General features: G+C 73.8%; 1 protein-coding gene and 1 pseudogene. Both read right to left on the bottom strand.

The window, feature by feature from the left end; translation table 11 throughout:
• Positions 1-1,014, bottom strand: a pseudogene (locus AB8Z75_RS33415) (hypothetical protein); the annotation flags it as partial.
• A 430-nt stretch (positions 1,015-1,444) separates the two neighbouring features.
• Positions 1,445-3,031, bottom strand: a complete 1,587-nt coding sequence (locus tag AB8Z75_RS33410) for an acyl-CoA synthetase (RefSeq protein ID WP_369208655.1) — start codon at positions 3,029-3,031, stop codon at positions 1,445-1,447.
• Positions 3,032-3,150 lie beyond the last annotated feature (119 nt).

Raw genomic sequence — 3,150 nt, 5'->3', positions numbered from 1 at the left:
CTCCTCGAACGTCGCCTGCCCCGCCCGGGTGGACAGATCCAGCAGCGGCGAGCGCTTGCCCAGGCCCGTGTCCGCGTGCGTGCCGGGGAACTCGGGCCGCTCCGGTGCGTCGATGCGCAGCACGTCGGCGCCCAGTAGCGCCAACGTGCGGGCTGCGGGGACTGCGCGTTCTGGATCTCACCCGGGTGCTCGCGGGGCCGCGTCCAGACCGCTCACCGACACCAGGGGGGCCGCCGCGACGGCAGCCCGCTGCGGGTGGGACGCCCACTCGTCGGGGGTGCGGACGGCTACCGCCAGACCGCCCTGGCGGTACACGACCTCCTCGACATCCCGCGCCCGACGGCTCGCCAACTCCGTGGCCACCCTCCCCGCCGCCGCCTCGTCCTCGGCCGGGCCGTGGTCCGGCATGCCCAGCGCGGACAGCAGGCGGGCGCGGTGGTGCGGGTAGTTGGCGTGCGTGCGGACCCAGCCGTCGGCGGTACGCCAGAAGCGCGACAGCGGCGCGAAGGCGGCCGGACCGTGCCCGTCGACGCGGACCAGCCGGTCGCTGTGGAAGGCCGTGGCCACCGCGCCCTCGTCGACACGGACGGGCGGCAGCAGCGCGCTGCGCGCCCGTACGCAGGAGAACTCGGCCGCGGCCAGCGAGCAGACGGCGACCGTCGCGGAGGCCAGTTCCCGCACGGGCAGCGCGGACGGGAGCAGCCCGGGGCGGTGCTCGTACGAGACGCGTCCCAGCAGAGCGGGGTCACCGCCCAGCGCGGCCCACGCCTGAGCCGCCCCTGACGGGTTGCGGGACCGCCGATCCCCGGCGGAGTCCTGCTCGGACGCCGGTTCCGAGAGGCCGGAGGCAGCATCGCCCCCTGGACCGGACGCACCGGCGGCGAACACGGCGGACGCCGACCCGCCCGGTTCGAACCCGGTGTCGAACTGTCCGGCGCTCGCGGAGCCGCGCGCGGAGAAGTCCCCAGGCGACGCGGGCTTCCCAGCCGCAGAAAACTGATCCATAGCACGCATTTTCACACCCGAAGGCACCGAAGGCACTGAAGGTACCGAAGGCCGGGGCGGCGGAGCGGGGGCGGCCCCAGGCCGCAGGCGGCCCGTCGCCGGGCGAGCCGAGGCAGCGGTCCGGAACGGGAACTCCAGCGCAGCACACGGCCCAGGGCACCGCACCACCCTTCCGGGTGCCCGCCCGAGGGGGAAGCCGCGCGAGAAGGCCGCGGTCCGCGCGCAGGGATTACTCCGTGTGGGTGCCCTCCGCGCTCGCTGCGGCCTCCCCGGAGGCCGCAGGACCGGGTGAGCCGCGTGGCCGGGGCGGGCGGCGCGGTCGGGGCGGTCCGCGCGGCCGGGCTCGGCGTTCGCTGTCGAGTTCCGCCATGAGCACGGCCGGATACCGCTCGCCGCGCACCGCACCGCGGCCCCGTCCACGCCGCGGGCTTCGGGCCTCTCACCTGCGCGCCCGCCGCAGGGCTCCCTTGGCGAGCTTTCCCGTGGGGGTGCGAGGAAGGCGGTCGGTGAACTCCAGCGAGCGGGGCACCTTGTATCCGGCGAGATGCTCCCGCAGGTACGCCAGCAACTCGCCTTCAAGCCCCGGACCCGCCGGCTCCCCTGGCCTCGCCTGACCCGGTGGGCCCACCGGACCCGGCGGCTCGGCTTCGACGACCGCGTGCACCGACTCGCCCATCTCCGGATCCGGCACGCCGATCACGGCCACGTCGGCGACCTTCGGATGCAGAGCGAGACAGTCCTCGATCTCCTGCGGGTAGATGTTCACGCCGCCCGAGATGATGGTGAACGCCGCACGGTCGGTGAGGAAGAGATAACCGTCCTCGTCGAGGTGGCCGATGTCCCCCGTCGTCGTCCACGCCGGATGCAGCGGATGCCGGGCCTCGGCTGTGCGGTCCGGATCGTTGTGGTAAGTGAAGGGCAATTCCTCGCGGGCGAAGTAGACGGTCCCGGTCGTCCCCGCCGCCACCTCCGTGCCGTCGTCCGCGCAGATCCTCACCTCGCCCAGCAGTCCGGACCTGCCGACCGAGCCCGGCTTGCGCAGCCACTCCTTCGGGGTGATGACGGTCAGTCCGTTGCCCTCCGTCGCGGCGTAGTACTCGTACAGGACGGGGCCCCACCACGCCATCATGCGGCGCTTCACCTCGATGGGGCACGGAGCGGCGGCGTGGATCGCCACCCGCAGCGAGGACACGTCGTAGCGCGCCCGCTCCGCCTCGGGCAGCTTCAGCATGCGCACGAACATCGTCGGCACCCACTGGCCGTGGGTGACGCGGTACCGCTCGATCAGCTCCAGCGCACCGGCGGCGTCGAAGGCGTCCATCAGCACCACCGTCCCGCCCACCGCGGTGACCACCGCACAGAAGCGCAGCGGCGCCGCGTGGTAGAGCGGAGCGGGGGAGAGGTAGACGGTCTCGGTGCCGAAGCCGTACAGACCGGAGAAGAGGGCAGCCAACGGGGAGGGCGAGTCGGTGATGTCGTCACCCGACAGGGGCGGCCGTATCCCTTTGGGGCGGCCCGTGGTTCCGGACGAGTAGAGCATGTCGGCGCCCCGGGGCTGGCGTTCGGGCGGCTTCGGCGAGGCGGCTGCCAGCACCCGCTCGTAGTCCTCGTAGGCAGCCGGCTGCGCCCGCAGTGCTGCCACGGGCCCGTATGCCAGCCGTTCCCTCACCTGCGGCGTACGCGGCACCAGCTCGGCAGCCAGTTCGGGCAGGGCCGCCGAGACGATCACCACCCGCGCGCCGCAGTCCCGCACGATGTAGGCGGCCTCGTCAGCCGTCAGGTGGCTGTTGACGGCGGTGACGTAGAGGCCCGAGCGCAGCGCCGCCCAGTAGACCTCCAGGCAGCGCGGGTCGTTGTCGGAGACCAGCGCCAGATGATCGCCGGGGGCCAGCCCCGCCGCGCGCACATGGTTCGCGAGCCGCAGGGAGCGCTCCTCCAACTCCCCGTAGGTGACCACTCGGCCCGTGCGGGCGACGATGACGGCGGGCTTGTCGGGCTGCGCGGACGCGTGGATCCCCGGATACATGGGCGGTGTCCCTCCGACGGGCCTGACAGGACATCAGCCAGTCTCGCGCCGTGGCGCTCCCGGGTCACTACCGCCGACAACCCGCCCGCGACCCCCCGGAGGCCTCTGCGTCCCCTGCC

It is taken from the genome of Streptomyces sp. PU-14G, from assembly GCF_041028275.1.
Taxonomy (GTDB): Bacteria; Actinomycetota; Actinomycetes; order Streptomycetales; family Streptomycetaceae; genus Streptomyces.
The sequence above is the reverse complement of the archived record's forward strand: the minus strand, read 5'-3'. Positions and strand labels throughout refer to the sequence as shown.

Bases quoted from the DNA above. Each gene is read 5' to 3' on its own strand.
- AB8Z75_RS33410 (WP_369208655.1), bottom strand. From the start codon at position 3,031: ATGTATCCGGGGATCCACGCGTCCGCGCAGCCCGACAAGCCCGCCGTC.